Origin of the sequence: Cupriavidus oxalaticus (genome assembly GCF_038900635.1) — a bacterium.
GTDB lineage: Bacteria > Pseudomonadota > Gammaproteobacteria > Burkholderiales > Burkholderiaceae > Cupriavidus > Cupriavidus oxalaticus_B.
In genome coordinates this window covers 45,727-70,676 of the sequence record NZ_JAYMRX010000008.1, presented here as the reverse complement: position 1 = coordinate 70,676, position 24,950 = coordinate 45,727, and the positions used below count along the sequence as shown (strand labels likewise).

General features: G+C 68.3%; 28 protein-coding genes and 1 pseudogene. 21 read left to right on the top strand and 8 right to left on the bottom strand.

The annotated features are described in order from the left end of the window. Positions 1 to 9: 9 nt before the first annotated feature. Positions 10 to 780 carry a class II aldolase/adducin family protein gene (locus tag VSR71_RS15200; RefSeq protein WP_342914682.1) on the bottom strand — a complete coding sequence of 257 codons (771 nt, stop codon included), beginning with the start codon at positions 778 to 780 and terminating at the stop codon, positions 10 to 12. Between the two features lie 133 nt (positions 781 to 913). On the opposite strand from VSR71_RS15200, the gene VSR71_RS15195 reads away from it, so the two are divergent. Next, positions 914 to 1,594 carry a Crp/Fnr family transcriptional regulator gene (locus tag VSR71_RS15195; RefSeq protein WP_342914681.1) on the top strand — a complete coding sequence of 227 codons (681 nt, stop codon included), beginning with the start codon at positions 914 to 916 and terminating at the stop codon, positions 1,592 to 1,594. A gap of 229 nt (positions 1,595 to 1,823) precedes the next feature. Here the strand turns inward: VSR71_RS15195 and VSR71_RS15190 are convergent, their stop codons facing one another. From VSR71_RS15190 to VSR71_RS15175, 4 genes and pseudogenes are all read right to left on the bottom strand, one after another. Further along, positions 1,824 to 2,780, bottom strand: a complete 957-nt coding sequence (locus tag VSR71_RS15190) for a tripartite tricarboxylate transporter substrate binding protein (protein WP_342914680.1) — start codon at positions 2,778 to 2,780, stop codon at positions 1,824 to 1,826. Between the two features lie 47 nt (positions 2,781 to 2,827). Beyond that, the gene (locus VSR71_RS15185) at positions 2,828 to 3,982 is read right to left on the bottom strand and encodes an L-talarate/galactarate dehydratase (RefSeq protein ID WP_342914679.1); all 1,155 of its coding nucleotides are present in this window, start codon (positions 3,980 to 3,982) and stop codon (positions 2,828 to 2,830) included. A gap of 2 nt (positions 3,983 to 3,984) precedes the next feature. Beyond that, positions 3,985 to 4,887 (bottom strand): annotated as a pseudogene (gene glxR / locus VSR71_RS15180) (2-hydroxy-3-oxopropionate reductase); the annotation flags it as partial. Between the two features lie 32 nt (positions 4,888 to 4,919). Beyond that, positions 4,920 to 5,726, bottom strand: coding sequence for an HpcH/HpaI aldolase family protein (locus VSR71_RS15175; protein WP_342914678.1), 807 nt, complete (start codon positions 5,724 to 5,726; stop codon positions 4,920 to 4,922). A 420-nt stretch (positions 5,727 to 6,146) separates the two neighbouring features. On the opposite strand from VSR71_RS15175, the gene VSR71_RS15170 reads away from it, so the two are divergent. From VSR71_RS15170 to ccmI, 19 genes are all read left to right on the top strand, one after another. After that, positions 6,147 to 6,428, top strand: coding sequence for a hypothetical protein (locus VSR71_RS15170; RefSeq protein WP_342914677.1), 282 nt, complete (start codon positions 6,147 to 6,149; stop codon positions 6,426 to 6,428). A 148-nt stretch (positions 6,429 to 6,576) separates the two neighbouring features. After that, positions 6,577 to 6,771, top strand: a complete 195-nt coding sequence (locus VSR71_RS15165) for a hypothetical protein (RefSeq protein WP_342914676.1) — start codon at positions 6,577 to 6,579, stop codon at positions 6,769 to 6,771. A 105-nt stretch (positions 6,772 to 6,876) separates the two neighbouring features. Further along, positions 6,877 to 7,410 carry a hypothetical protein gene (locus VSR71_RS15160; protein ID WP_428979408.1) on the top strand — a complete coding sequence of 178 codons (534 nt, stop codon included), beginning with the start codon at positions 6,877 to 6,879 and terminating at the stop codon, positions 7,408 to 7,410. Between the two features lie 160 nt (positions 7,411 to 7,570). Beyond that, positions 7,571 to 8,773 carry a phosphoglycerate dehydrogenase gene (gene serA / locus VSR71_RS15155; protein WP_428979407.1) on the top strand — a complete coding sequence of 401 codons (1,203 nt, stop codon included), beginning with the start codon at positions 7,571 to 7,573 and terminating at the stop codon, positions 8,771 to 8,773. Between the two features lie 213 nt (positions 8,774 to 8,986). Next, positions 8,987 to 9,346 (top strand): hypothetical protein, encoded by a 360-nt coding sequence (locus VSR71_RS15150; protein WP_342914674.1) that lies wholly within the window; start codon positions 8,987 to 8,989, stop codon positions 9,344 to 9,346. A gap of 267 nt (positions 9,347 to 9,613) precedes the next feature. Then, positions 9,614 to 9,778 carry a periplasmic nitrate reductase, NapE protein gene (gene napE / locus VSR71_RS15145; protein ID WP_342914854.1) on the top strand — a complete coding sequence of 55 codons (165 nt, stop codon included), beginning with the start codon at positions 9,614 to 9,616 and terminating at the stop codon, positions 9,776 to 9,778. Positions 9,779 to 9,863: 85 nt separating this feature from the next. After that, positions 9,864 to 10,190: a chaperone NapD gene (locus tag VSR71_RS15140; protein ID WP_084254812.1), complete on the top strand. Its 327-nt coding sequence runs from the start codon at positions 9,864 to 9,866 to the stop codon at positions 10,188 to 10,190. Continuing rightward, positions 10,187 to 12,682 (top strand): periplasmic nitrate reductase subunit alpha, encoded by a 2,496-nt coding sequence (gene napA, locus VSR71_RS15135; RefSeq protein ID WP_342914673.1) that lies wholly within the window; start codon positions 10,187 to 10,189, stop codon positions 12,680 to 12,682. Before VSR71_RS15140 ends, napA begins: the two co-directional genes overlap by 4 nt. A gap of 25 nt (positions 12,683 to 12,707) precedes the next feature. Further along, the gene (locus VSR71_RS15130; protein ID WP_342914672.1) at positions 12,708 to 13,256 is read left to right on the top strand and encodes a nitrate reductase cytochrome c-type subunit; all 549 of its coding nucleotides are present in this window, start codon (positions 12,708 to 12,710) and stop codon (positions 13,254 to 13,256) included. Between the two features lie 42 nt (positions 13,257 to 13,298). Further along, on the top strand, positions 13,299 to 13,886 hold the full coding sequence (locus VSR71_RS15125) for a cytochrome c3 family protein (RefSeq protein WP_342914671.1): 588 nt from the start codon (positions 13,299 to 13,301) through the stop codon (positions 13,884 to 13,886). Between the two features lie 6 nt (positions 13,887 to 13,892). Next, on the top strand, positions 13,893 to 14,546 hold the full coding sequence (gene ccmA, locus VSR71_RS15120; protein WP_428979415.1) for a cytochrome c biogenesis heme-transporting ATPase CcmA: 654 nt from the start codon (positions 13,893 to 13,895) through the stop codon (positions 14,544 to 14,546). Then, a complete protein-coding gene (gene ccmB / locus VSR71_RS15115) occupies positions 14,543 to 15,220 on the top strand; it encodes a heme exporter protein CcmB (RefSeq protein WP_342914670.1) in 678 nt (225 codons plus the stop codon). Before ccmA ends, ccmB begins: the two co-directional genes overlap by 4 nt. Continuing rightward, the gene (locus VSR71_RS15110; protein ID WP_342914669.1) at positions 15,217 to 16,008 is read left to right on the top strand and encodes a heme ABC transporter permease; all 792 of its coding nucleotides are present in this window, start codon (positions 15,217 to 15,219) and stop codon (positions 16,006 to 16,008) included. Before ccmB ends, VSR71_RS15110 begins: the two co-directional genes overlap by 4 nt. Continuing rightward, entirely contained in the window at positions 16,005 to 16,166 is a 162-nt protein-coding gene (locus tag VSR71_RS15105) for a hypothetical protein (RefSeq protein WP_342914668.1), read from the top strand. Before VSR71_RS15110 ends, VSR71_RS15105 begins: the two co-directional genes overlap by 4 nt. Further along, positions 16,163 to 16,633: a cytochrome c maturation protein CcmE gene (gene ccmE, locus VSR71_RS15100; RefSeq protein ID WP_342914667.1), complete on the top strand. Its 471-nt coding sequence runs from the start codon at positions 16,163 to 16,165 to the stop codon at positions 16,631 to 16,633. Before VSR71_RS15105 ends, ccmE begins: the two co-directional genes overlap by 4 nt. Next, on the top strand, positions 16,630 to 18,645 hold the full coding sequence (locus VSR71_RS15095) for a heme lyase CcmF/NrfE family subunit (RefSeq protein WP_342914666.1): 2,016 nt from the start codon (positions 16,630 to 16,632) through the stop codon (positions 18,643 to 18,645). The genes ccmE and VSR71_RS15095 overlap by 4 nt, the downstream gene beginning before the upstream one ends. Next, on the top strand, positions 18,642 to 19,181 hold the full coding sequence (locus tag VSR71_RS15090; protein ID WP_342914665.1) for a DsbE family thiol:disulfide interchange protein: 540 nt from the start codon (positions 18,642 to 18,644) through the stop codon (positions 19,179 to 19,181). The genes VSR71_RS15095 and VSR71_RS15090 overlap by 4 nt, the downstream gene beginning before the upstream one ends. Beyond that, on the top strand, positions 19,174 to 19,641 hold the full coding sequence (locus tag VSR71_RS15085; protein WP_342914664.1) for a cytochrome c-type biogenesis protein: 468 nt from the start codon (positions 19,174 to 19,176) through the stop codon (positions 19,639 to 19,641). Before VSR71_RS15090 ends, VSR71_RS15085 begins: the two co-directional genes overlap by 8 nt. Next, complete coding sequence (gene ccmI / locus VSR71_RS15080) at positions 19,638 to 20,837, top strand: c-type cytochrome biogenesis protein CcmI (RefSeq protein WP_342914663.1); 1,200 nt, start codon at positions 19,638 to 19,640, stop codon at positions 20,835 to 20,837. Before VSR71_RS15085 ends, ccmI begins: the two co-directional genes overlap by 4 nt. 3 nt (positions 20,838 to 20,840) lie before the next feature. On the opposite strand, the gene VSR71_RS15075 is transcribed toward ccmI, so the two are convergent. After that, on the bottom strand, positions 20,841 to 21,797 hold the full coding sequence (locus VSR71_RS15075; protein ID WP_342914662.1) for an L-threonine 3-dehydrogenase: 957 nt from the start codon (positions 21,795 to 21,797) through the stop codon (positions 20,841 to 20,843). Further along, positions 21,797 to 22,996, bottom strand: coding sequence for a glycine C-acetyltransferase (gene kbl, locus VSR71_RS15070; RefSeq protein ID WP_342914661.1), 1,200 nt, complete (start codon positions 22,994 to 22,996; stop codon positions 21,797 to 21,799). The genes VSR71_RS15075 and kbl overlap by 1 nt, the downstream gene beginning before the upstream one ends. 113 nt (positions 22,997 to 23,109) lie before the next feature. On the opposite strand from kbl, the gene VSR71_RS15065 reads away from it, so the two are divergent. Beyond that, on the top strand, positions 23,110 to 23,706 hold the full coding sequence (locus tag VSR71_RS15065; RefSeq protein ID WP_342914660.1) for an XRE family transcriptional regulator: 597 nt from the start codon (positions 23,110 to 23,112) through the stop codon (positions 23,704 to 23,706). Between the two features lie 76 nt (positions 23,707 to 23,782). Here the strand turns inward: VSR71_RS15065 and VSR71_RS15060 are convergent, their stop codons facing one another. Beyond that, the gene (locus tag VSR71_RS15060; RefSeq protein WP_342914659.1) at positions 23,783 to 24,949 is read right to left on the bottom strand and encodes a xanthine dehydrogenase family Fe-S subunit; all 1,167 of its coding nucleotides are present in this window, start codon (positions 24,947 to 24,949) and stop codon (positions 23,783 to 23,785) included. Position 24,950 lies beyond the last annotated feature (1 nt).

Sequence of the window (24,950 nt, the reverse complement as noted above, 5' to 3'; positions counted from 1 at the left end):
GGTTGCGTTTCAGTTGCGATAGTCGGGGTTGATGCGATCGAGCCGGCGCAGCAGGCCCGGCCAGGCCAGGTTGGAGCCCTTGCCCTTGGTGGCCTGGCGCGCCTGCTGGCCCATGTTGGCGCTGGCGGATTCCGGCACCATGGTCAGCGGCGTGCCGCCGCTCTGCGCCAGGATCTGGATGCGGCACGCCGACTCCAGCGTGTACATGGTCAGGAACGCGTCGGACACGGTGCGCCCGCACGTCAGCAGGCCGTGGTTGCGCAGGATCATCTGCTTGCAGCTGCCCAGGTCGGCCACCAGGCGCGCCTTCTCGTCCTCGCGCAGCGCCACGCCTTCATAGTCGTGGTAGGCCAGCCCGGTCAGCGCGAACATCGATTGCTGCGAGATCGGCAGCAGGCCCGCCTGCTGCGCCGAGACGGCGACGCCGTGCGAGGTATGGGTGTGCATCACGCAGCCGATCTGGGGACGTGCCTCGTGCACCGCGCTGTGGATGATGAAGCCGGCCGGATTGACGTCGTATGGCGTCTCCAGCACGGGCTGGCCCTCATGGTCGACCTTGACCAGGCTCGACGCGGTGATCTCGTCGAACATCATGCCGTACGGATTGATCAGGAACTGGTCCGGCGCATCGGGCACGCGCGCCGAGATATGCGTGAAGATCAGGTCGTCCCAGCCGAAGTGGGCCACCAGCCGGTAGGCCGCCGCAAGGTCGACGCGCATTTGCCATTCCGCGTCGGAAACGCGGTCTCTTACTGAATCGACGAGCTGGATCTGCGCCATCTGCGTGGTCTCCCGGGGGTGAGTTGTGTGACTGGACGCAGGCATTGTCGCGGCGCACCGTGCCAAAGTCTGTTAAGTATTGGACAATCTCGGCTCAACCGGAACGGCAATGAGAGGACAGGTGGCGAGCAAAGTGAAGCGCATCGAACCCGCGCGGGCGCTGCCGCGCGGCGTGCTGGCCAGCGGCTGGCTGCGCAATGCGCCGCCCGGCGTGCTCGACGCCGTGGCCGGCGCAGCACGCCGGCTGCGCTTTGCCGATGGCGAGATGGTCTTCGCGCGCGGCGATCCGCCGACCTACTTCTGCATGGTGGTGTCGGGACGCGTGCGCATGAGCCGGGTCAGCAGCGGCGGGCGCGAGTCGGTGTATTCGGTGATCGGGCGCGGCCGGTGGTTCGGCGAGATCTCGCTGCTCGACGGCAAGCCGCGCACGCATGACGCCTTCGCGGTCGGCAATACCGAGTTGCTGGTGCTGGACCGGCGCGCGTTCGACCGGATCCTGGCGCAGCACCCCGAGGGAATGCACCTGATCGTGCAGCAGATCTGCGCGCGGCTGCGCGTGGCCTTCGACCACGCCGAGAGCGCGGCGCAGGCGCCGGTCGATGCGCGCATGGCGGCGCGGCTGCTGGAGCTGGCCGACCGCACCGACCATGTCGTGCGTATCAGCGCCGAAGACCTGGGCGACATGGTCAACCGCTCGCGCCAGACGGTGGCCAAGTACCTGCAGTCATGGGAAGACGCCGGGTGGATCCGGCGCCAGTACCGGCAGATCGAACTGCTGGAGCCCGCGGCGCTCAAGCGGCTGGCGCGGGGCTGAGCGCTGAGAATTGGAAACGGGCAAACGGGCAAATGGGCAAATGGGATGGCGCTTGCTGCCGCCCCTCGCCATGGCTCCCCTCTCCCGCGAAGTGGGAGAGGGGTGGGGGTGAGGGCCGGAGTATCCACGGAGCGAACCGGCATCGTGCTTGCCAGGCGCCCGCCCTCACCCCCTGCCCCTCTCCCGCAAGCGGGAGAGGGGAGCAAACCAGGGGTCTGACAGCCTGCGCTCAGTCGGCCGTGATCTTGCCCACCTCGATCACCTTCTTCCAGCGCGCATACTCCGACGCCTGGAATGCCGCGAACTGCTCCGGCGTATTGGCGACGATCTCGAAGCCCAGGTCGAGCAGCTTGGGCTTGACCGCGGGATCGTTGAGCGCCGCGACCACGGCCGCATGCAGCTTGGCCTTGATCTCCGGGGCGAGCCCCTTCGGCGCCGCCACGGCCTGCCATGAATAGACCGTCACGCCCTTCACGCCCGCCTCGTCCATGGTCGGCACGTCCGGCAGGATCGGCGAGCGCTTGCTGCTGGTGATGGCCAGCGCGCGCAGCTTGCCCGCCTTGATATGCGGGATCGCGGTGTTGATGTTCATGAAGGTGGCATCGACCTGCCCGCCCAGCAGGTCGTTCAGCGCCGGCGCGCCGCCCTTGTACGGCACGTGCAGGCCGGTGGTGCCGGTCTGCTGCCAGAACAGCTCGGCGGTCAGGTGGTCGCTGGTGCCGTTGCCGGCCGAGGCAAAGGTCATCTTGCTGGGATTGGCCTTCTCGTAGGCAATCACGTCCTGCAGGCTCTTGTGCGGCGAGCTGGCGGGAACGGCCAGCACATTGGGCGCCTGCACCGCCACGCTGATGTAGTCGAAATCCTTGAGCGGATCGTATCCGGCATTCTTGGTCAAGTGCGGCCCGATCACGAACGGGCCCAGCGACGACACGAACACCGTGTAGCCGTCGGCCGGCGCGCGCTTGACCATGGCGGCGCCGATCATGCCGGCCGCGCCCGGCTTGTTGTCGACCACGAAGCTGCCGCCGAACTGCGACTGCATCTTGGCCCCCAGGATGCGGGCGACGTTGTCGCTGGAGCCGCCCGCGGGGAATGGCACCAGCAGCGTGACGGGTTTTTCCGGCCAGGCGGCGTGCGCGGTGGCCATGGCTGCGCCGAGCAGCAGGGATGCGATCAGCTTTTTCATGGGTTGTCTCCTGTATTGCTGTGTGTCTTGTGTCTGGCTGGTCGTGGTTACGGTTGCTGGCCGAATTCCGCCTGCTGGCGCGTCCACGCCCTGGCCTGCTCGCTGAGGCTGAGGCCCAGCCCCGGCGCGGTCGGTACCTGGATGCGGCCGTTGCTGATCTGCAGGCGCTCGTTGAAGAGCGGCTCGAGCCAGTCGAAATGCTCGACCCACGGCTCGCGCGGATACGCGGCGGCAAGGTGTACGTGCAGTTCCATCGCAAAATGCGGCGCGAGCATCAACCCTGCATGCTCGGCCAGCGCCGCCACCTTGAGGAAGGGCGTGATGCCCCCTACCCGCGGCGCATCGGGCATCAGGTAGTCCGCGGCGCGGTGGCGGATCAGGTCCCAGTGCTCGGCGGCGCTGGTCAGCATTTCGCCAGTGGCGATCGGGGTGTCGAACTGCGTCGCCAGCGCGGCGTGGCCTTCGTGGTCGTAGGCGTCGAGCGGCTCTTCGATCCACACCAGGTTGAACGATTCAAAGGTGCGGCACATGCGCTGCGCGGTCGGGCGGTCCCATTGCTGGTTGGCGTCGACCATGACCGGCACCGCGTCGCCCAGGTGCTCGCGCACCGCGGCCACGCGCTTGATGTCGAGCGCGCCGTCGGGCTGGCCCACCTTCAGCTTGATGCCGCCGATGCCGCGCTCGACCGAGGCCGCGGCATTGACCATCAGCTGGTCCAGCGGCGTATGCAGGAAACCGCCCGAGGTGTTGTAGCAGCGCACCGCATCGCGATGCGCGCCCAGCAGCTTGGCCAGCGACAGGCCGGCGCGCCGCGCCTTGAGGTCCCACAGCGCCACGTCGAAGGCGCCGATGGCCTGCGTCGACAGGCCGCTGCGGCCGACCGACGCGCCCGCCCAGCACAGCTTGTCCCACAGCCGCGCGATATCGCTCGGGTCTTCGCCGATCAGCGCCGGCGCGATCTCCGCCGCGTGCGCGAACTGCCCGGGGCCGCCGGCGCGCTTGCTGTAGCTGAAGCCCAGCCCCTCGTGGCCGTTGGCGGTCCGGATCTCGGCGAACAGGATCGCCACCTCGGTCATCGGCTTCTGCCGGCCGGTCAGCACCTTGGCGTCGCTGATCGGCGTGGCCAGCGGCAGGTAGCTGGAAGACAGCCGGATCCAGGCGATGCTGTCGGCGGGCTGGCTGGACGTTGCGGTTGCAGTCATAGTCAGGATCCGATCTCGTGGTTGGCCATCAGCTCCAGCGCGCGCACCAGCGCGGAATGGTCCCAGCCGGCGCCGCCGTGGCTCGCGCAGGCGTTGAACAGTTCCTGGCAGGTCGCGGTGTTGGGCAGCGACAGGCCCATCTCGCGCGCATTGGACAGCGCGAGGTTCAGGTCTTTCTGGTGCAGCCCGATGCGGAAGCCGGGCTCGAAGGTGCGCTTGATCATGCGCTCGCCATGCACCTCCAGCACCCTGGACGAGGCAAAGCCGCCCATCAGCGCCTCGCGCACGCGCGCCGGGTCGGCGCCGGCCTTGGCGGCGAACAGCAGCGCCTCGGCCACGGCCTCGATGTTCAGCGCCACGATGATCTGGTTGGCAACCTTGGCGGTCTGGCCGGCGCCGTTGTCACCGACCAGCGTGATGTTCTTGCCCATCAGTTCAAACAGCGGGCGCACGGTCGCGAACGTGTCTTCCGGGCCGCCGACCATGATCGAGAGCGTGGCGTTGCGCGCGCCAACCTCGCCGCCGGACACCGGCGCATCGAGGTACCGGCAGCCCAGCGCATTGATGCGGCTGGCGAAGCCCTTGGTGGCGATCGGCGAGATCGAGCTCATGTCGACCACGATCTTGCCCTCGCTCAGGCCGGCTGCCACGCCGTCTTCGCCGAACAGCGCCGCTTCCACGTGCGGGGTATCGGGCACCATCAGGAAAACGATGTCGGCGCCCTGCGCCACTTCGCGGGCCGACGCGCAGGCGATGCCGCCCAGGTCGACCAGCGCCTGCGGCGCGCCGCTGCGGCTCGACAGCCTGACTTCATGCCCGCCGGCGATCAGGTTCTGCGCCATGGGGCTGCCCATGATGCCAAGGCCAATGAATCCGAGTTTCACGTTTTGCTCTCCTTGCGATCGGTACGGTTCGGTGTTGTTTGGATCCGGACGGCCTAGTAGCCTCCGCTGTCGGGCGCCGGTGCTGCGGCCTGCCGTGGCTGTCCGGCGCGCATCTCGGCCATGACCTGCTGCGCCCCCGCGGCCATCAGCCGCGCATCGGAACTGACCGTGACGAAGCCGAAGCCTTGCCCGATGCGGCGCAGCGCCGCCGCCGGCGCGCCGTTATGGACGCCCGCGACTCGCCCGTGCGCCCTGGCACGGGCAACCACGTGCTCGATGGCCTGTGCCACCGGCGGGTCGACGTCGTCGAAGGTCGGCCGGCAGCCAAGCGCGAGCGACAGGTCGGACGGGCCGATATAGACGCCGTCGAGGCCGTCGACGGACAGGATCTCGTCCAGGTTTTCCAGCCCTTGCCGGGTCTCGATCATCGCCAGCACCACCACGGTGTCGTTGGCGTGCTGCGCGTAGTCGGCGCCGCCGTACAGCAGCCCGCGGATCGGCCCGAAGCTGCGCGAGCCCAGCGGCGGGTAGCGCGTGGCGGCCACCAGGCGCTCGGCGTCGGCCCGGGTATTGACCATCGGGCAGATCACGCCGTACGCGCCGGCGTCGAGCACCTTCATCAGGATGCCGGGCTCGTTCCATGGCACGCGCACGACCGGCACGGTGTCCGTGGTCGAGATCGCGGTCAGCAGTGCCAGGGCATCGGCGTAGTCGAGCGCGCCGTGCTGCAGGTCGATGGTGAGCGAGTCCCAGCCCTGGTGGGCCATGGTCTCGGCGGCAAAGGCGCTGGGGATGGACAGCCAGCCATTCACCACGGCCTGGCCTGCCGCCCACATCTTCCGGATCCGGTTCTCGCGCATATTGGTCTCCGCTGGCTTGTGTAATACGTTGTCGTACAACATTGTACGAGGTTGCGGCAAAGATTGTGCTGGGGATTACCCGGGGCAAACCTGGCGCAAGCGCCTTAGCGCGCAATGCCTTGCCGATATTCGCCGCAAGGACGGTCAGCGTTATCCCTTAGCCTTGGCCAGGACCTTCATTTGGCGATTTGCCATAATGTTATAGGATGACTGATAACAAAGACTGGTCGTTGCCGGTCAAGTCAGTGCCGGAGTAATTCGCCCTCGCTCGAAACAACTCCGAATGAGAGGAGCCTGATGGCCGCCGGATAACAATCGATTACACACATGCCCCCGGGAGCTCGGCTATGCTCCCGCCGCCTGCACGAAGCCGCGACACATCGCTTGCGCGCCGTACGGCACCGACGACCGGAACCTTCCATGCCTCGCTTCCCCGCCCTTTCCCTTGTTACCGCCGCGCTGCTGGCCGCGGCCTCCGGCATCGCCCAGGCGCAGCACGTCACCGGCGGCATGGGGGAGCCCGTCAGGATCGGGGCATTCTCCGCGCCGGCGGAGCGCATCGACGGCGACCGCCGGCTGGCTGCGCCTCGCGGTTCCGGGCAGGCCAGGGCTGGCATGGCGCGCCGGCAAGGCTCGGCGAGCCAGGCCGCGCGGCCCAACGGCGCGCCGGCGGCCCTGCCGCCCGGCCGGCACCTGCCGTAGCGCCGTGTGCGGGGATATCCCCGCACGCCTGCGCAGCATCCTCTCCGGCGCCCGCGCGCGGCTTGCGTGCTCACGATTCCTTACAATTGACGACAGGCCGAAGCATTATCCTCGGGCGCATCCGGATCCCCACAATAAGGAAAAATCAATGAAACCAGTCCTCGCCTTGCTCGCTGCCTGTACCGTCCTGCTCGGCGGCTGCGTGGTCGCACCGTATGACACCTATGGCGGCGGCGGTCCCGGCTGCCCGCCGGGCCAGGCCAAGAAGGGCAATTGCCGCGTCGACGCGTACGGCAATGAGTCCTTCTGCCCGCCGGGGCAGGCCAAGAAGGGCCGCTGCTGATCGTCCCGGCGGCGCCCGGCGTCACGGCACGCCGGATACCTTGCGCCTGCCGTCGCACTGGTCGGAGAATGGCGGATGCGGGCATGACGCCCGCAGGAGAACGCCATGCAGCTTCGCATGCAACTTCGGCTGGCCGGCCGCCTGTGCGCGGCCGCATGGCTGGCCGGCACGCTCGGAGGCTGCACCACGCTGCAGCCCGTACAGACCGGCCAGAAGCTGATCGGCAGCCCGGAAAGTACCGTGCGCCAGACTTTCGGGCCACCCACCGAGACCTTCCGCCTGGCCGACGGCACCACCCGCTGGCTGTGGTCGCGCCAACCCTTCGGCCACGAGGTCTACGCCGCCGATTTCGATGCCGGCGGCAGGCTCACCAGCTACCGCCAGATGCTGACCGAAACGGAGGTCTACCGCGCCCAGGTCAATGTCTGGACCAAGAAGGACGTGCAGGAGCATTTCGGCCTGCCCCGCGAACCCATCCAGTACTATCCCCTGATGAAGCGCGAAGCGTGGTCGTGGCGGATGTACAAGGACGGCCTGCAGTCCGCGCATTTCAGCGCCTACTTCGATGACGGCGGCGTACTGCGCCAGACCATGATCATCGTCGACCCGCTCGGCGGCGACTCGCGCCGCTCGCGCTGAGCCGGCACGGGGCAACGCACGGGCGCGTTGCCCCAGGCGTGCCGGTGACAACGCCGGCGTCATTGCCGGTGTCATTGCCGGCAGCAGGGACTCCCCGGGTCCGGTGCCGTTTTGCGCGCAGAATAGAGGGTATACCCATCCCTCCAGGCGGAAGACGAACGTGACCACTGCGATCCTGCTCGAGAACATCCATCAAAGCGCCACCGCACGGCTGGCTGAAGCCGGCCTGCAGGTCGAGCGCCGTACCGGCGCACTGGCCGGTCCTGAATTGCGCGAGGTACTGGCCAGCCATGACGTGGTCGGCATCCGCTCGGCCACGCACCTGCGCGGCGACGATATCCGCAGCGCCCCGGACCTGCTGTCGATCGGGTGCTTCTGCATCGGCACCTCGCAGGTCGACCTGGAAGCCGCCACGCACGCGGGCATCCCGGTATTCAACGCGCCCTTTTCCAACACGCGCTCGGTGGCCGAGCTGGTCGTGTCCGAAGCGGTGATGCTGCTGCGCCGGATCCCGGAGAAAAACACGCTGGCGCATGCCGGCAAGTGGGCCAAGGGCGCCAGCGGCGCCTTCGAGGCGCGCGGCAAGACCATCGCCATCGTCGGCTACGGCAATATCGGCTCGCAGGTCGGCGTGCTGGCCGAGTCGATGGGCATGCGCGTGGTTTACTACGACGTGCTGGCGCGGCTGTCGCACGGCTCCGCGCGTGCCGCGGGCTCGCTTGAAGAAGCGGTGTCGCAGGCCGAGGTGGTGACTCTGCATGTCCCGGCCACGCCGCGCACCAAGAACATGATCGATGCGAGCGTGCTGGCGGCGTTCAAGCCCGGCGCGATCCTGATCAATGCCTCGCGCGGCAGCGTGGTCGACATTGCCGCGCTGGCCGCGGCGCTGCGCGAGAAACGCCTGGGCGGCGCCGCCATCGACGTGTTCCCGCAAGAGCCCAAGACCAACAACGATCCGTTCGTCAGCGAACTGCAGAACCTGCCCAACGTGCTGCTGACTCCGCACGTCGGCGGCAGCACCGAAGAGGCGCAGGAAAATATCGGCGCCGAGGTCGCAGCCAAGCTGGCGCACTTCCTGGCGACCGGCGGCACCATCGGTGCGGTGAACTTCCCCGAGGTCGATCCGGGGCCGCTGCAGGCACCGGCGCGACTGCTCAACGTGCACGGCAACGCGCCGGGTGCGCTGGCCGCGCTCAATACGCTGCTGGCGCAGGAGGGGGTCAACATCACCGGCCAGCACCTGCAGACACGCGGCACCACCGGCTATGTGGTGACCGATCTCGACCGCGTGCCGTCCGAGCAACTGATGCAGGCGCTGCGCACGCATGCCGGTTTCGCCCGCTCGCGCCTGATCGTGCGGTAAGACACCGAGGCCGGCTGAATCCACGCAGGGCGCCGTCGCGCCCTGCGCCCCGCTCGACGGAACAATGGTCACAGCATTGTTCCAAATCTCAAGAAATTGCTATTGCGGCCACTAACATCAGATAGCGCATGCACTGTCCCTTCCGGCCGTGCAGTGGCAGCACCGCATCGCCCGGGGGCTTGCATCGCACTACACCGACAGCGGAGTGATGACATGAGATCCATAAATCGAAGCGGGAAAGTTCCCAGCATCACCGGGCAACTGATAGCGGGTGGAGTCCTGGCGCTGGCGCTGGGCGGCGTCGCGGCGGCACAGACCGGCACGATAACGTTTCGCGGCGCCATCGCGAATCCGTCGTGTGCCTTCACGCCAACAGCGGCACATGTGCAGGCGCGCTGCGTCGACGCTTCGGGGCGGACGGTCGCGGCGCCAGTGCCTGCGCGGCCGGTGCGGGCCGGCGCGCGTGCGCATGTCGCGACGGCGAAGTTGCACATGGAACCCGTGTTCCGCAGCCAGCCTGGCGCGCAACGCGGCAAGCCGGATGGCTTGATGATGGTGGTGACTTACCAGTAGGCGCGCCACACGGGCGGCGCGGCCGCCCGTTCTATCGCGTTCGATCGAGCCGGGTATCGGAAGCGCGGATGGCCTTGGCCTGTAGGCCTCCCCGGGGCGACGACCCAGCAATACGCCGCGAACTGCACAGACATTGCACAGGACATGCATAAGCCGCCAGAACGCCGCACGAGTGCAGTCTTGACACCTTCGGCCTAGCTTCCTTTAATGGTGTTACGCATCAGGTGCCTTGCCCCTGACCATGTTCACCGATTACGTCGAGCCATGATGGAAACCGGGGAAGTCCAAGATCCGCAGCGCAAGAAGGAAGAACTGCGCAGCTTCCTGTTCCTGACCGCCGTGATGGTGCCGGTGCTTTCCGTCATCATCGTGGCAGGCTATGGGTTCATTGTCTGGATGACCCAGCTGGTCAGCGGCCCCCCAACGCACTGAACGCGCGGCGCGCCATTGGCGCGATGTTGCAAGATAAAAACAAGCTGCAGCACAGACTGAAACGGCATTGAACCGGAGGTTCCGCATGCCCGCAGCCAGATGTGCAATCCCCATCCAGCCGCTGCCAGCCAGTGACGAGTGGCATATTGCCGGCATCGTCGTGCACGCGCATCCGGCCAGCGTGGCGCAGGTGCGCAGCGCCATCGAGTCCCTCACCGGCGCAGAGGTCCACGCCGCCAGCGATGCGGGCAAGCTCGTGGTCACCATCGAAGCGCCCACTTCGCGCGCCATTGCCGCGCACCTCACCTACCTCCACCAGCTCCCCGGCGTGCTGTCGGCCGCGCTTGTCTACCAGCACAACGAAGACGCCGAAGCCATGAGCGAGACCATCTACGAGGAGGGCGCAAGATGAACATCTCCCGCCGCGATTTCATCAAGCAGACCGCCGTCGCCGCGACGGCATCGGTGGCCGGCGTCACGCTGCCCGCGGGGGCCGCGAATTTTGTCACCGACAGCGACATGACCAGGCTGAAATGGTCCAAGGCGCCGTGCCGCTTCTGCGGCACCGGCTGCGGGGTCACGGTGGCGGTCAGGGACAACAAGGTCGTGGCCACGAACGGCGACCCGCAGGCCGAGGTCAACAAGGGGCTGAACTGCGTCAAGGGCTATTTCCTGTCGAAGATCATGTACGGCCAGGACCGGCTCACCAGGCCGCTGCTGCGCATGAAGAACGGCAAGTACGACAAGAACGGCGAATTCGCGCCGGTCACGTGGGAGCGCGCCTTCGACGAGATGGAGCACCAGTTCAAGCGCGTGCTGAAAGAGAAGGGCCCGACCGCGGTGGGCATGTTCGGCTCCGGCCAGTGGACCGTCTGGGAAGGCTATGCCGCGTCCAAGCTCTACAAGGCCGGCTTCCGCTCCAACAACATCGATCCCAATGCGCGCCACTGCATGGCCTCCGCGGTGCAGGGCTTCATGCGCACCTTCGGCATGGACGAGCCGATGGGCTGCTATGACGATTTCGAGGCCGCAGATGCCTTCGTGCTGTGGGGCTCGAACATGGCCGAGATGCATCCCATCCTGTGGACCCGCATCACCGACCGGCGCCTGAGCTATCCGAAGACCCGCGTGGCGGTGCTGTCGACCTTCACGCACCGCTCCTTCGACCTGGCCGACATCCCGGTCATCTTCAAGCCGCAGACCGACCTGGCGATGATGAACTACATCGCCCACTACATCATCAAGAACAACAAGGTCAACAAGGACTTCGTCAACAAGCACACGGTCTTCAAGGAGGGCGTGACCAACATCGGCTATGGGCTGCGCCCGGAGCATCCGCTGCAGAAGGCGGCCAAGAACGCGGCCGACCCCGGCGCCTCGCGCCCGATCACGTTCGATGATTTCGCGCGCTTCGTGGCCAAGTACGATGCAGACACCGTCAGCAAGCTGTCGGGCGTGCCCAAGGCCAAGCTCGACCAGCTGGCCGAGCTCTATGCCGATCCCAACATCAAGGTGATGTCGCTGTGGACCATGGGCTTCAACCAGCATACGCGCGGCAGCTGGGCCAACAACATGGTCTACAACCTGCACCTGCTGACCGGCAAGATCGCCACGCCGGGCAACAGCCCGTTCTCGCTGACCGGGCAGCCGTCGGCGTGCGGCACCGCGCGCGAGGTGGGCACCTTCTCGCACCGGCTGCCGGCGGACATGGTGGTGACCAATCCCAAGCACCGCGAAGAAGCCGAGCGCATCTGGAAGCTGCCGGCGGGCACCATTCCCGACAAGCCGGGCTACCACGCCGTGCTGCAGAACCGCATGCTCAAGGACGGCAAGCTCAATGCTTACTGGGTGCAGGTCAACAACAACATGCAGGCGGCGGCCAACCTGATGGAAGAAGGCTTGCCGGGCTACCGCAATCCTGCCAACTTCATCGTGGTGTCGGAAGCCTACCCCACAGTCACCGCGCTGGCGGCGGACCTGATCCTGCCCAGCGCGATGTGGGTCGAGAAGGAAGGCGCCTACGGCAATGCCGAGCGCCGCACGCAATTCTGGCACCAGCTGGTCGACGCGCCGGGCGAGGCGCGCTCGGACCTGTGGCAGCTGATGGAGTTTTCCAAGCGCTTCAAGGTGGAGGACGTCTGGCCCGCCGACCTGATCGCGAAGAAGCCGGAATACCGTGGCAAGACCCTGTTCGACGTGCTCTACCGCAACGGGCAGGTCGACAAGTTCCCGCTCAAGGAAGTCAACGCCGAGTACAACAACGCCGAGGCCAAGGCCTTCGGCTTCTACGTGCAGAAGGGGCTGTTCGAGGAATACGCCAGCTTCGGCCGCGGCCATGGCCACGACCTGGCGCCGTTCGACGCCTACCATGAGGCGCGCGGCCTGCGCTGGCCGGTGGTCAACGGCAGGGAAACCCGCTGGCGCTACCGCGAAGGCAGCGATCCCTACGTGAAGGCCGGCACCGGCTACCAGTTCTATGGCAACCCCGACGGCAAGGCGGTGATCTTCGCCCTGCCCTACGAGCCGCCAGCCGAATCGCCCGACAAGGAGTATCCGTACTGGCTGGTCACGGGGCGCGTGCTGGAGCACTGGCATTCCGGCTCGATGACGCGCCGCGTGCCCGAGCTGTACCGCGCCTTCCCCAACGCGGTGGTGTTCATGCACCCCGAGGACGCGAAGGCCATGGGCCTGCGCCGCGGCGTGGAAGTGGAAGTGGTATCGCGGCGCGGGCGCATGCGCTCGCGCCTGGAAACCCGCGGGCGCGACGCGCCGCCGCGCGGGCTGGTGTTCGTGCCGTGGTTCGACGCCAGCCAGCTGATCAACAAGGTGACGCTGGACGCGACCTGCCCGATCTCGCTGCAGACCGACTTCAAGAAGTGCGCGGTCAAGATCGTCAAGGTCTAGCGCGGCCGATACAACAGGAGACGCCATGAAACCGAGTCGATCCTGGATGCCACTGCTGGCCTTGTCCTCGCTGCTGCTGGCAGTGCTGGCGGCATTGCCGCCGCCGGCGCGCGCGCAGCAGCAGCAGCAGCAGCAGCAGCAGCAGCAGCAGGGGCTGGTGGATACCATGCGCGGGTCCACGCCCATCGGCAACGAAACCAAGGCGCCGATCTTGTACCCGACCGAGAACAAGGACCTCCGCCGCAACCGCAACTACACCATGCAGCCGCCGACGATCCCGCACAAGATCGACGGCTACCAGGTCGACAAGGACTTCAACCGCTGCATGTTCTGCCACGCGCGCACCCGTACCGAAGAGACCCAGGCGATCCCGGTCAGCATCACGCATTACATGGACCGCGACAACAACGTGCTGGCCGACGTGTCGCCACGCCGCTATTTCTGCACGCAGTGCCACGTGCCGCAGGCAGACGCCAAGCCGCTGGTGGGCAATACCTTCATCGATGTCGAGCAGATGCTCAAGCGCAAGCCCGGCGCCAAAGGAGCGGCCGACACCAAGGGAGCGGCCAAATAGCAGCGCACGGCCACGACATCAACCTCATTGCGGATGCGCGCCATGCTCGACCTGCTCAAGCGCTACTGGCGGACCATCAACCGGCCCAGTGCGCATTTCAGCCTGGGCTTCCTGACGCTGGGCGGCTTTATTGCCGGCCTGGTGTTCTGGGGCGCGTTCAACACCGCGCTGGAACTGACCAACACCGAGCAGTTCTGCACCGGCTGCCACGAGATGCGCGACAACGTCTACCAGGAACTGCAGGGCACCATCCACTTCACCAACCGCAGCGGCGTTCGCGCCAAATGCTCGGACTGCCACGTGCCGCACAACTGGACCGACAAGATGGCCCGCAAGATGCAGGCTTCCAAGGAGGTCTGGGCCAAGGTCTTCGGCACCGTCGACACGCGCGAGAAGTTCCAGGCGCACCGGCTCACGCTGGCGCAGCACGAGTGGGCCCGCTTCAAGGCCAACGATTCGCTGGAATGCCGCAACTGCCATGACTACCAGTCGATGGACTTCACGCGCCAGAGCCCGCGCGCGCAGGCCATGCACTCGACCTACCTGGCCAACAAGGAAAAGACCTGCATCGACTGCCACAAGGGTATCGCGCACCACCTGCCGGACGTATCCAAGGCCGAGGAGAAATGACGCGTGCTGCCACCCGCCGCCCGGCCCGTCCGGCCAGACGCCGCGCCCGCACTGAGCGGTGAAGGGCTCGGCCTGTCGCGCGCCGGCCGACCGGTGCTGCGCGGCATCGACCTGGCGCTGTCTCCCGGCTCCCTGCTGCAAGTCCTGGGCGCCAACGGCAGCGGCAAGACCAGCCTGCTGCGCGTGCTGTGCGGCCTCGCCGTGCCGGACGAAGGCGAGCTGCACTGGCACGGCCGGCCGGTGCGCGCCGGCGATCCGGCCTACCTGCAGGCGCTGGCCTATGTCGGCCATGCCAATGGCATCGACCCGGACCTGAGCCCGACTGAAAACCTGCGCTTTGCCGCGCGCATGGCCGGCAGCGACGCGGCCGGCGCGGTCGCCAGCGCTTTGGCCGCGCAGGCGCTGGAGCGTGTCGCGCACGCGCCGGTGCGCGCGCTGTCGCAAGGGCAGCGGCGGCGCGTGGCGCTGGCGCGTTTGTCGCTGGCGCGGCGCGCGCTGTGGCTGCTCGACGAACCGGTGGCGGCGCTGGATGCCGACGCCTGCGCGCGCTTCGATGCGCAACTCGACGCGCACCTGGCGGCCGGCGGCATGGCGGTGATCGCCACCCACCAGTTGCTGCGCGCCGGCGGCTCGGTGCTGCGGCTGGAGCCGGTGGCATGACCCGCGCCCTGGCCGCCATCGTCGCGCACGACGTGTCGCTGTCCTGGCGCCGGCGTGGCAGCCTGCTCGGCAGCGTGGTGTTCTTTGTCATCGCGGCGAGCCTGTTCCCGCTGGCGATCGGTCCCGAGCCGCAGCAGTTGCGCGCGCTGGCGCCCGGGATCCTGTGGGTCACGGCGCTGCTGGCGTCGATGCTGTCGCTGTCGCGGCTGTTCGCGCAGGAGCACGCGGATGGCAGCCTCGACCAGCTGCTGCTGTCGCCGCATCCGCTGGCGCTGCTGGTACTGGCCAAGATCGCTGCGCACTGGCTGACCAGCGGCCTGCCGCTGTTGCTGCTGACACCGGTGCTGGCGCAGCAATACGGCCTGCCGTGGAATGCATCGCTGCTGCTGTCAGCCTCGCTGCTGGTCGGCACGCCGGCGCTGAGCCTGATCGGCGCGGTGGGTGCCGCGCTGACGCTGGGCGTGCGCGGCGGCGCGGTGCTGCTGTGTATCCTGGTGCTGCCGCTGTGCGTGCCGGTGCTGGTGTTCGGCGCCAGCGCCGCGGCGGCCGCCGACGCCGGGCTCGACGTGGTGCCGCAGTTCTCGCTGCTGGGCGCATGCCTGGCGCTGTCGCTGTTCCTGTGCCCGCTGGCCACTGCCGCCGGGCTGCGCATCGCCATGGAGACACCGGCATGAGCCAGCCCCTGCCCTCGCTGCGCACCGCCCAGACGCCGCACGCACGTAGCGCCGGCCGCTGGATGGCTTATGCCGCGCCGGTGCGCTTCTATCCGCTGGCCGGACGCATGGCGCCGTGGTTCTTCGCCGCGGCGGCGGTGTTCGCCCTCGCCGGCTTGTATGTCGGCTTTGCCGTGGCGCCGACCGACGCGCAGCAGGGCGAGGTCTACCGCATCATCTTCATCCACGTGCCGGCGGCATGGATGTCGATGTTCATCTACCTGGTCATGGCCGGCTACTGCGCGCTGGCGCTGGTGCTGCGCACACGGCTGTCGTCGATGATGGCCTCGGCACTGGCGCCAACCGGCGCGCTGTTCACCGCGCTGGCGCTGTGGACCGGTGCGCTGTGGGGCCAGCCGACATGGGGCACGTGGTGGGTCTGGGATGCGCGGCTGACCTCCGAGCTGATCCTGCTGTTCCTGTACCTAGGCTTTATCGCGCTGGAATCCGCCATCGACGAGCCGCGCCGCGCCGAGCGCGCCTGCGCGGTGCTGGCGCTGGTGGGCGTGGTCAATATCCCGGTGATCTATTTCTCGGTGCAGTGGTGGAACACGCTGCACCAGGGCGCTTCGGTCAGCCTGACTGCGGCACCGTCAATGGCCGCCACTATGCTGGCCGGCATGCTGCTGATGACGCTGGCGTGCTGGATGTACACCATCGCCGTGGCGCTGGTGCGCGTGCGCTGCATCCTGCGCGAACGCGGCGAAGCGCCGTGCGCCACACCGTCAGCCAGCGGAGAAACATCATGAACCTGTCGTCGCTGTTGCAGCATGTGCAGCCATATGGCGTTCATGGCATCTTCATCGCCGGGGCGTTCGGCATGAGCGCGCTGCTGCTGGCGCTGGAACTGGTGCTGCTGGCGCGCCGCTGCCGCATCAGCGCGAAGCAGGCCGGCACGGGCCGATGACGCCGCGCCAGCGCCGCTTCGGCATGCTCGCCGCGGCCCTGGCCTGCGGCGGCATCGCGCTGGCGCTGGTGCTCAATGCATTCCGCTCCAACCTGGTGTTCTTCTTCAGCCCGAGCCAGGTGGCCGCGCAAGAGGCGCCGGTGGCGCGCAGCTTCCGGCTTGGCGGACTGGTCGAACCCGGCTCGATCCGGCGCGAAGGCGACGGCATGACCGTGCGCTTCGTCGTCACCGACACCGCGCGGCAGGTCCCGGTGCTCTACCGCGGCCTGCTGCCCGACCTGTTCCGCGAGGGCAAGGGCGTGGTCGCGCGCGGCAAGCTGGAAGCCGACGGCACCTTCATCGCCAGCGAGGTGCTGGCCAAGCATGACGAGAACTACATGCCGCCCGAAGCCGCCGATGCGCTGAAGCAGGCTGAACAGGTGAACCGCCGCATGGCCGGCTCGCCGGTGCAGGGAGCACCCCGATGATCGCCGAACTGGGGCACTTCGCGCTGATCGTCGCGCTGCTGGTCGCGCTGGTGCAGACAGCCGTGCCGCTGGCGGGCGCGGCGCACGGCAGGCTGGGGTGGATGGCGGTGGCGCGGCCGGCGGCGCGCGTGCAATGCGCGCTGGTGGCGTTGTCGTTCGCGGCGCTGACATGGAGCTTCGTCGCCAACGACTTCAGCGTGCGCTATGTCGCCGCCAACGCCAACAGCGCATTGCCGCTTGCCTACCGCATTGCGGCGGTATGGGGTGGGCATGAAGGTTCGATGCTGCTGTGGACGCTGATGCTGGCGCTGTGGTCGCTGGCGGTGGCGAGCTTCAGCCGCCAGCTGCCGCTGGCCGCGGTGGCGCGCGTGCTGGGCGTGATGGGCGCGATCAGCGCAGGCTTCCTGCTGTTCCTGCTGTTTGCCTCCAACCCCTTCGTGCGGCTGCTGCCGCCGGCGATGGCGGGGCGCGACCTCAATCCGCTGCTGCAGGATCCCGGCATGGTATTCCACCCGCCGCTGCTCTACATGGGCTATGTCGGCTTCTCGGTGACCTTCGCCTTTGCCGTGGCGGCGCTGCTGGCCGGGCGTGTCGATGCCGCCTGGGCGCGCTGGTCGCGGCCGTGGACCACGGTGGCGTGGGCCTTCCTGACGCTGGGCATCATGCTGGGCAGCGCGTGGGCGTATTACGAACTGGGCTGGGGCGGCTGGTGGTTCTGGGATCCGGTCGAGAACGCCTCGTTCATGCCGTGGCTGGCCGGGACCGCACTGATGCATTCGCTGGCCGTCACGGAGAAGCGCGGCGCATTCCGAGCGTGGACCGTGCTGCTGGCGATCTTCACGTTCTCGCTGAGCCTGCTCGGCACCTTCCTGGTCCGCTCCGGCGTTCTGACCTCGGTGCACGCGTTCGCGGTCGATCCCAGGCGCGGCATCTTTATCCTGGCCCTGCTCGGCCTGGTCACCGGCATCGCGCTGGCGCTGTACGCGTGGCGCGCGCCGCGCTTGTCGCGGCGTGTCGAGTTTGCCGCGATCTCGCGCGAATCGCTGCTGCTGGCCAACAACGTGCTGCTGGCGGTGGCGGCAGCCACGGTGCTGCTCGGCACGCTCTACCCGCTGCTGGTCGATGTGCTGGGGCTGGGCAAGATCTCGGTCGGCCCCGCCTACTTCGAGCAGGTGTTCGTGCCGCTGATGGCACCCGCGGTGCTGCTGATGGGCGCCGCGCCGCTGGCGCGCTGGCGCCATGGCAGCCTGCCCGACATGGCGCGGCGGCTGCGCTGGGCCGGCATCGCCAGCGTGGCCATCGGCCTGGGGCTGCTGCTGGTACTGCGCAATGCCTCCGCCATGACCGGGCTGGGGCTGCTGCTGGCGGCCTGGTGCGTGCTGAGCGCGGTGGCGAGCCTGGCGGCACGCCTGCGCCACCAGCAGGGGCAGTGGATTGGCGCACTGCGCCAGCTCGCGCCCGGCTACTGGGGCATGCTGCTGGCGCACGCCGGCGTCGGCCTCTTCATCGCGGGCGTGACGCTGGTCACCGGGCAGGAAAGCCTGCGCGAACTGCCGATGCGCGCGGGCGATACCGTCAGTGTCGGCGGCTACGACTTCCGCTTCGCCGGCGTGAGGCAGGCCGCCGGCCCCAATTACGACGCGCTGCGCGGCACGCTGACCGCATCGCGCGACGCCAAGCGCGTGGCAGTGCTTTATCCCGAGCGCCGCATCTACCGCAGCCAGGACATGCCGACCACCGAGGCCGCGATCGACAGCGGCCTGACGCGCGACCTGTACGTGGCGCTGGGCGAGAATGTCGACGGCAGCGCCTGGGCCGTGCGCATCCACGTCAAGCCCTTCGTCGACTGGATCTGGGCGGGCTGCGTGCTGATGGCGCTGGGCGGCCTGCTGGCCGCGTGCGACAAGCGCTACCGGCTGCGCCGCCGCGTCGCGGCCGACTCCGCTCCGGCACCGACGAATGCGCCCGCGGCCCCCGCGCTTGCCTCCACGCACGAGGAGACGCCGGCATGACCCGCTTCCTGCTGCCGCTCGCCGCCTTCCTCGCGCTGGCCGTCGCGCTGGCGGCGGGGCTGCGTCACGATCCGCGCGAGCTGCCTTCGCCGCTGGTCGGCAAGGCCGCGCCGGCCTTCACGCTGCCACTGCTGGAGCCGGAAGGCCGCACGCTGGCTTCCGCTGACATGCGCGGCAAGGTGTGGCTGCTGAACGTGTGGGCCTCGTGGTGCGCGGCCTGCCGCACCGAGCACCCGGTGCTGGTCGACTTCGCCGCGCGCGCGCCGGTGCCGCTCTACGGCCTGAACTACAAGGACGAGGCCGGCGCCGCGCGCGACTGGCTGCAGCGGCTCGGTAATCCGTACACGGCATCGCTGGTCGACGCCGACGGGCGCGTCGGCATCGACTACGGCGTCTATGGCGTGCCCGAGACCTTTGTCATCGACCAGCAGGGCGTGGTGCGCTACCGCCAGGTCGGCCCCGTCACGCGCGAGGTGCTGGAGCAGAAGCTGATCCCGCTGATCGAGCGACTGCAGGCGGGAGGCGGTCATGCGTAGGCTATGCGCTGCGCTTGCATTGTGGCTATGCTGCCTGCCGATGCTGGCGGCTGCCGCGCCGACCGAGGCCGAGCTCGATGCGCGCGTGCATGCGCTGTCCAATGAACTGCGCTGCCTGGTGTGCCAGAACCAGACGCTGGCCGATTCCAACGCCGACCTGGCCGTCGACCTGCGCCACCAGATCCGCGAGCAGTTGCGCGGCGGCGCCAGCGACCAGGCAGTCAAGGACTACCTGGTGCAGCGCTATGGCGACTTCGTGCTGTACAAGCCGCCGCTGCGGCCGCTGACGTGGCTGTTGTGGTTTGGTCCGCTGCTGTTGGTAGCCGGCGTCGCATGGGCGATCGTGCGGTCCCGCGCACGTCATCGCGGCATGGGCGCCGCACTCGACGATGGCGCGCGGCGCGACCTGGAAAGCCTGCTCAACGACTCCGCCGATCCCTCCGCCCCCCGACAACCATGACGACCTTCTGGCTGCTCGCCGCCGCGCTGATCGCCGCCGCCATGGCCGGGCTACTGTGGCCGCTGCTGCGCCGCCACGCCATGCCTGACCCTGGCACGCCGGAGCACACGCTGCTGGTCGACCTGTACCGCGACCAGTTGCGCGAACTCGACGCCGACCTGCGCACCGGGACGCTGAGCGCAACCCGGCATGCCGAAGCCCGAGACGAACTCGGCCGCCGGCTGCTGGATGAAGCCGCCGACACCGCCACCGGCGCGCACCGCGCCAGCACTTCTCCGATGCTGGCCGCGGCGCTGCTGGCAGCGTTGCCAAGCGCCGCCATCCTGCTCTACCTGCACCTGGGCAACCCGGTCGCGCTCTGGCGCGCCGATGACATGCCGCAAGCCGGCGGCAGCCAGCACCAGCTCAGCGGCGCGCAGGTCGAAGGCATGGTCAACCAGCTGGCGCAGCGGCTGCGCGAAGCCCCGGCCGATCCCGAAGGCTGGGCCATGCTGGCGCGCTCCTACAGCGTGCTGGAGCGGTATGCCGATGCGGCCGCGGCCTACGCCCGCGCCGTCGAGCTGGCGCCCGAGGTGGCATCGCTGCGATCCGATTACGCCGACGTGCTGGCCAGCCTCAACAACGGCTCGCTCCAAGGCCGGCCCATGGCTGAGATCAGGCGGGCGCTGGCGCTGGATCCGGATGACCCCAAGGCCCTGGCACTTGCGGCCAGCGCGGCGGCGGAACGCGGCGACACGCAGGCGGCGATCGGCTACTGGGAACACCTGCACCGGCTGCTGCCCCCGGATTCGCAGACTGCGGCGCGCGTTTCTGCCAATCTCGCCGCGGCGCGCGGCACGTCCGCTGCGCAGCCAACGAAGATTACCGGCATGGTCACGCTCAGCGAAAAGGCCGGGCACACGCCGCAGCCGGGCGACACCCTCTTCGTCTACGCCCTGCCAGCCGACGGCTCGCGCATGCCGCTGGCGGTGGTGCGCCGGCAGGCGCGCGACCTGCCGCTGATGTTCACGCTGGACGATGGGATGGCAATGCGGCCTGACCGCAAGCTGTCGGCACACACGCAGGTGGTGGTGGAAGCGCGCATTTCCGCGAGCGGAAACGCCATGCCTCAGTCGGGCGACCTGATCGGGCGCAGCGGTCCGCTGGCAGTCGGCAGCGAAGGTGTGCGGATCGCGATCGACGCTGCCGTGCCGTAGCGCTCAGGCAGCCAGCGTCGCCCTCAGGTTGGCCAGCATGTCCGCGACCATTTCCTCCAGGCCGTACTGCGCCTTCCAGCCCCAGTCCGCGAGCGCCACCGAATCGTCGATCGAATCGGGCCAGCCTTGCGCGATCGCCTGGCGGTAGTCGGGCTCGTAGCGGATCTCGAAGTCCGGCACATGCTTGCGGATCGCCGCGGCGATCTGCGCGGGCGTGAAGGTGGTGCCCGCGATGTTGTAGCTGCCGCGCTCGCTCAGCCGTTCCGCCGGTGCCTCCATCAGTTCGATGGTGGCGCGCAGCGCGTCGGGCATGTACATCATCGGCAGGGCCTCATCTTCCTTCAGGAAACACGTGTAGGGCTCGCCCTTCACCGCCGCATGGAAGATGTCTACCGCATAGTCCGTGGTGCCGCCGCCCGGCGGCGTCTTGTGCGAGATCAGCCCCGGATAGCGCACGCTGCGCACGTCCACGCCGTGGTTGGCGTGGTACCAGCGGCACCAGCCCTCGCCCGCCTGCTTGGAGATGCCATAGACGGTGGTCGGCTCCATCACGGTCTTCTGCGGCGTATCCACGGTTGGCGTGGTCGGACCGAACGCCGCGATCGAACTGGGCCAGAACACGCGTTCCAGCCCGGTCTGCCGCGCCAGCTCCAGCACGTTGAGCAAGCTCGTCATGTTCAGGTTCCACGCCCACTGCGGCGCCTTCTCGCCGGTAGCCGACAGCGCCGCCGCCAGCAGGTAGACCTGCGTGATGCCATGGCGCTCGACCACGGTGCACAGATCGCCGCGGTCGGTGGCGTTGAGCATCTCGTGCGTGATGTGCACATGCCGCCCGGTCGGCACCACGTCGGAGGTGATGACGCTGGTGCGGCCGTAGCGCTCGGCCAGCGCCAGCGCCAGTTCCGAGCCGATCTGGCCGTTGGCGCCGACGATCAGGATTTTGGGAATGCCGTCGGCCATCAGATCAGCCCCAGTTCGCTGCCGGCCTGGCCGAACGCATCCAGCGCCGCCTGCAGCGCGGCCTCGTCATGCAGCGCGCTCATCTGCACGCGGATGCGGGCCTGGCCCTTGGGCACTACCGGGTAGAAGAAGCCCACCACGTACACGCCCAGCTCCAGCAGCCGCTGCGCGAGCTGCTGCGCCTTCTCCGCGTCGTAGACCATGATCGGGATGATGGGGTGATCGCCCGCCTTGACGTCGAAGCCCAGCTGGTCCAGCCCCGCGCGGAAGAACTTCGTGTTCTGTTCCAGCCGGTCGCGCAGCTCGGTGCTGCCTTCCAGGATATCGAGCACCGCGATCGATGCCCCGACGATCGCCGGCGCCACGGTATTGGAGAACAGGTACGGCCGCGAGCGCTGGCGCAGCAGCGCCACGACTTCCTGGCGCGCGCTGGTGAAGCCGCCGGACGCGCCGCCCAGCGCCTTGCCCAGCGTGCCGGTGATGATGTCGATCTTGCCGAACACGCCGCGCAGCTCATGCGTGCCGCGCCCGCGCGCTCCCAGGAAGCCAGTGGCGTGGCATTCGTCGATGCCCAGCAGCGCGCCATACTCGTCGCAGATCGCGCGCATCTCGTCCAGCCGCGCGATGGTGCCGTCCATCGAGAACGCGCCGTCGGTAAACACCAGCGTGAAGCGCGCACCATCCGCTCGCGCCTGTTCCAGCTGCACGCGCAAGTCGTCGAGGTCGTTGTGCTGGTAGCGGTAGCGGCGCGCCTTGCTCAGGCGGATGCCATCGATGATCGAGGCATGGTTGAGCGCATCGCTGATGACCGCGTCCTCGGCGCCCAGCAGCGTCTCGAACAGCCCGCCGTTGGCATCGAACGCCGAGCCATAGAGGATGGTGTCCTCGGTGCCCAGGAACGCCGACAGCCGCGCCTCCAGCGTCTTGTGCAGGTCCTGCGTGCCACAGATAAAGCGCACCGAACTCAGCCCGAAACCATGCGTTCGCAGCGCCTCGTGCGCGGCCTCGATCACTTGCGGGTGCGACGACAGTCCAAGGTAGTTGTTGGCGCACAAATTGATCACCTCGCGGCCGTCGGTGGTGCGCACCCGCGCGCCCTGCGGCGTGGCAATCACGCGCTCCTGCTTGAACAGCCCGGCCTCGCGGATCGCGTCGAGTTCGGTGCGGATGGATGCGTAGAATGCCTCGGCATTCGACATGGCTGGCTCCCGGTGATGTGCAGTGGTGTGCTGGGGATGTGCTAGGATTCGATCGATAAATCGAACATGTTCTGTATATCGAACATTTTGCGCAATATAACGAACATCCATCCATGACGCAAGCCCCGGCCCAGACCCCGCAAGCCGAAGGCCCGCCGGCAGTCGGCCTGGCGCTGCAGGCACTGCGCCAGCAGCAGCGGCTGTCGCTCGACGAACTGTCGCGCCGCGCCGGCGTATCCAAGTCGATGCTGTCGCAGATCGAACGCAACCTGGCCAACCCGACCGTCGCAGTGTTGTGGCGGCTGGCCAATGCGCTGGGCGTGAGCCTGACCGACTTCCTCGCCGGCGGCGCCGCGGAGCGCCCCGGCGGCGGCATCACGGTGGTCCAGCAGCACGCAATCCCGTCGCTGAAAAGTCCCGACACCCGCTGCGACCTGCGCATCCTCGGCCCGATCGAACTGGCCGGGCGCTTCGAATGGTATGAACTGACTATCCAGGCCGGCGGCGTGCTCGCCTCCGAGCCGCATGAGGCCGGCACGCAGGAACACCTGACGGTATTGGGCGGGTCGATGACGGTGCGCGCCGGCGCCGACGAGAAGAAGCTGCGGCACGGCGAGACCGCGCGCTATGCGGCTGATGTCGCACATGCGATCTCCAATGGCGGCAAGACCACTGCCACCGCACTACTGGTTGTAGTGCATCCGGGGTAAGGCGGGCAAGGGAGGCGGGCAAGGGAGGCGGGCAAGGGAGCCCTCGCCTCGCCCCTGCCTCCCCGGCCAGCGTTGTTCAGCGGGCGCCGAACAGGCGCTTCAGACGCTCCCACAGCACGCCGAAGAACAATGCCACCGGGTTCAGGCGCACGGCCTGGTTGCGCTCGGCATCGGAGAGCGTGGGGTCCATCCTGCGCGATACCGACCTGCCGAAGTCGGCGATCATCCGCCGCACGAAGTCGCGCACCAGCCCCGAGCGCGAGAACTGGGCCAGCGGCCCTTGCAGCGAGTACTGCAGGTCGACCGCGACTTCGGTCTCGCCGGTGGACAAGGCCCTGAGCTGGTAGGCGATATCGCCCGCCGCCTTGGAATTGCTGAGCGAGTCCTGTCCCGCACCCTTCAGCATGCCGCGCTTGTTCGCATCATCTCGCTGCAGGCGCGCGGCGCCCTCGAACCTTGCCGACATGGGGCCGAACTTGATGGCGATATGGCCCCGGACCTTCTCCCCGGCCACTTCCGTCAGCACCGCGCCGGGCAGGCAGCCCGCCACGGCCGGCAGGTCCGCCATGAAGGCCCATACCTCGTCCAATGCATAGGGCACGACGAAGCCGCCTTCGATGCGCGACCAGCCCTTGCGGTCGGCCGAGCGTTCCGGCTCGGCACTGGCCGCCGTCGCCAGATGCGGCTGCGAGCCGAGCACCTCGTCCGCGACCGTGAAGCCCTCGAACGGCACGGTGGCGGTGGCCGCGCTGGCGTGCCGTGCGATCACGCCGGCGGCCGCGCGGCGTGCGTCCAGCACCGAACGGATCGCGGCGACAATGCCCATATAGCCGGTGCAGCGGCACAGGTTGCCCGACAGCTCGTGGCGGATGGTCGCTTCGTCGGCATCAGGCAGGCGCAGCACGATATCGCGCGCGGTGGCCAGCATCCCGGGTGTGCAGTAGCCGCACTGTAGCGCGTGATGCCGGTTGAAGGCCGCGCGCAGATCGGCCATGACCGCGTCGTCCTCGTAGCCCTCCACCGTGACGATGTCGGCGCCCTGGCAGGCGGCGGCAAAGGTGATGCACGAGCGCACCGGCTTGTCGTCCACCAGCACGGTGCAGGCGCCGCACACGCCGTGCTCGCAGCCAAGGTGGGTGCCGGTCAGGCGATGCGTGTCGCGCAGGTAGTCGCCCAGGTGCGTCCGGTCCGCGCACGCGCCGGACACCCGGCGGCCGTTGACGGTGAATTCGATGGTCTGCACG

Coding starts and splice junctions, on each gene's coding strand:
- VSR71_RS15200 (WP_342914682.1), bottom strand. CDS start 780: ATGGCGCAGATCCAGCTCGTCGATTCAGTAAGAGACCGCGTTTCCGAC.
- VSR71_RS15190 (WP_342914680.1), bottom strand. CDS start 2,780: ATGAAAAAGCTGATCGCATCCCTGCTGCTCGGCGCAGCCATGGCCACC.
- VSR71_RS15185 (WP_342914679.1), bottom strand. CDS start 3,982: ATGACTGCAACCGCAACGTCCAGCCAGCCCGCCGACAGCATCGCCTGG.
- VSR71_RS15175 (WP_342914678.1), bottom strand. CDS start 5,726: ATGCGCGAGAACCGGATCCGGAAGATGTGGGCGGCAGGCCAGGCCGTG.
- VSR71_RS15170 (WP_342914677.1), top strand. CDS start 6,147: ATGCCTCGCTTCCCCGCCCTTTCCCTTGTTACCGCCGCGCTGCTGGCC.
- VSR71_RS15165 (WP_342914676.1), top strand. CDS start 6,577: ATGAAACCAGTCCTCGCCTTGCTCGCTGCCTGTACCGTCCTGCTCGGC.
- VSR71_RS15160 (WP_428979408.1), top strand. CDS start 6,877: ATGCAGCTTCGCATGCAACTTCGGCTGGCCGGCCGCCTGTGCGCGGCC.
- VSR71_RS15150 (WP_342914674.1), top strand. CDS start 8,987: ATGAGATCCATAAATCGAAGCGGGAAAGTTCCCAGCATCACCGGGCAA.
- napE (WP_342914854.1), top strand. CDS start 9,614: ATGGAAACCGGGGAAGTCCAAGATCCGCAGCGCAAGAAGGAAGAACTG.
- VSR71_RS15140 (WP_084254812.1), top strand. CDS start 9,864: ATGCCCGCAGCCAGATGTGCAATCCCCATCCAGCCGCTGCCAGCCAGT.
- napA (WP_342914673.1), top strand. CDS start 10,187: ATGAACATCTCCCGCCGCGATTTCATCAAGCAGACCGCCGTCGCCGCG.
- VSR71_RS15130 (WP_342914672.1), top strand. CDS start 12,708: ATGAAACCGAGTCGATCCTGGATGCCACTGCTGGCCTTGTCCTCGCTG.
- VSR71_RS15125 (WP_342914671.1), top strand. CDS start 13,299: ATGCTCGACCTGCTCAAGCGCTACTGGCGGACCATCAACCGGCCCAGT.
- ccmB (WP_342914670.1), top strand. CDS start 14,543: ATGACCCGCGCCCTGGCCGCCATCGTCGCGCACGACGTGTCGCTGTCC.
- VSR71_RS15110 (WP_342914669.1), top strand. CDS start 15,217: ATGAGCCAGCCCCTGCCCTCGCTGCGCACCGCCCAGACGCCGCACGCA.
- VSR71_RS15105 (WP_342914668.1), top strand. CDS start 16,005: ATGAACCTGTCGTCGCTGTTGCAGCATGTGCAGCCATATGGCGTTCAT.
- ccmE (WP_342914667.1), top strand. CDS start 16,163: ATGACGCCGCGCCAGCGCCGCTTCGGCATGCTCGCCGCGGCCCTGGCC.
- VSR71_RS15095 (WP_342914666.1), top strand. CDS start 16,630: ATGATCGCCGAACTGGGGCACTTCGCGCTGATCGTCGCGCTGCTGGTC.
- VSR71_RS15090 (WP_342914665.1), top strand. CDS start 18,642: ATGACCCGCTTCCTGCTGCCGCTCGCCGCCTTCCTCGCGCTGGCCGTC.
- VSR71_RS15085 (WP_342914664.1), top strand. CDS start 19,174: ATGCGTAGGCTATGCGCTGCGCTTGCATTGTGGCTATGCTGCCTGCCG.
- ccmI (WP_342914663.1), top strand. CDS start 19,638: ATGACGACCTTCTGGCTGCTCGCCGCCGCGCTGATCGCCGCCGCCATG.
- VSR71_RS15075 (WP_342914662.1), bottom strand. CDS start 21,797: ATGGCCGACGGCATTCCCAAAATCCTGATCGTCGGCGCCAACGGCCAG.
- kbl (WP_342914661.1), bottom strand. CDS start 22,996: ATGTCGAATGCCGAGGCATTCTACGCATCCATCCGCACCGAACTCGAC.
- VSR71_RS15065 (WP_342914660.1), top strand. CDS start 23,110: ATGACGCAAGCCCCGGCCCAGACCCCGCAAGCCGAAGGCCCGCCGGCA.